This is a genomic window from Candidatus Protofrankia californiensis (assembly GCF_900634765.1).
Taxonomy (GTDB): domain Bacteria; phylum Actinomycetota; class Actinomycetes; order Frankiales; family Frankiaceae; genus Protofrankia; species Protofrankia californiensis.
In genome coordinates this window covers 7,636-8,624 of record NZ_CAAAFT010000141.1, presented here as the reverse complement: position 1 = coordinate 8,624, position 989 = coordinate 7,636, and the positions used below count along the sequence as shown (strand labels likewise).

The following is a 989-nucleotide window of genomic DNA, read 5'->3' as shown; positions in this document are numbered from 1 at the left end:
CTCCGGACCAGCACTCCGGACCAGCACTCCGGACCAGCACTCCGGACCAGCATGGTGCCGACCAGCGTGACGGGTCCTTATCAGACGCGCTCGCTCCCGCCACCAGGCGCATCCGGCCATGGCACGGATGAACCATGGCGTCCCGCCCACGGCCAGGCGACCATCGGCTGCGGGGACGGCTGCCCAAACCGGCAGCCAGCGCAACAGCGCCAGCCAAACGGGGGTGCACGGTGGGGTGGCAAGTCGTGATCTGGGGAGCTGGTGCCGTCACGGTAACCGCTGTCCTGGCTGCCGGTTGGCCACTGATGGCCTCGGCCCGCGCGGCGGACCCGCCGCGACGGTCGGCAACGATCGCAGCGTCGGCTGTCGTCATCACGACCGTGACCGGGGTTGCCGTCAACGGTCTGGTCGGCCTTCCCGCCGGGGTCCGCGCCTTATGGGCGCTGAGCACGGCGGGCGCCGCATGCTGGCTTGCGGTGCGGACTCGCGGACTGGCCGTGGATGGGCTCGCCGGGAAGAGCGCCAGCGGCACGGACGGTGACGCCCTGTCCGCTCAGGATGACGTCGTCCAGGCCCTGGTGGTTGCCGCCTACGCCCTGCAGATGGGGGACACCCACCGCGCCAGCGACGCCGTGGACGGTGCGCTCCGGCGGTCCCGCGCCACCCTGGACGCGCTGTTGCGCGAACATCGGCGGCGCGACCTCGTCCGCCGGGAACCGGTGCAGCAGCGCCGGACCGTGGCGGACGCATCCGCCAGCCAACCCTGAGGTCCCAGCCCGGCTGGGGTCAGCTCTCGCGCGCTCCTCCCCCGACCGTCTCCAGGCCGCTGGGCGCGCTCTCCTGAGGCGCCGCAACGGCCCGCGATGCGCGCCGGCGACCGGCAGCGCGTACGCCCGACGGGCGGGAAGCATTCGATGATGGTCCCGAACCGTTGGCCGTACCATCACGCCCAGCCGCGTCGTGAACAGCCGCGTCGTGAACAGCCGCGT

General features: G+C 72.8%; 1 protein-coding gene. It reads left to right on the top strand.

Annotated elements, in window-relative coordinates; all coding sequences use genetic code 11:
- The first annotated feature begins 245 nt into the window (after window positions 1-245).
- Window positions 246-767 (top strand): MFS transporter, encoded by a 522-nt coding sequence (locus tag DD1DGNOD_RS27890; RefSeq protein WP_206443028.1) that lies wholly within the window; start codon window positions 246-248, stop codon window positions 765-767.
- Window positions 768-989: the final 222 nt, after the last annotated feature.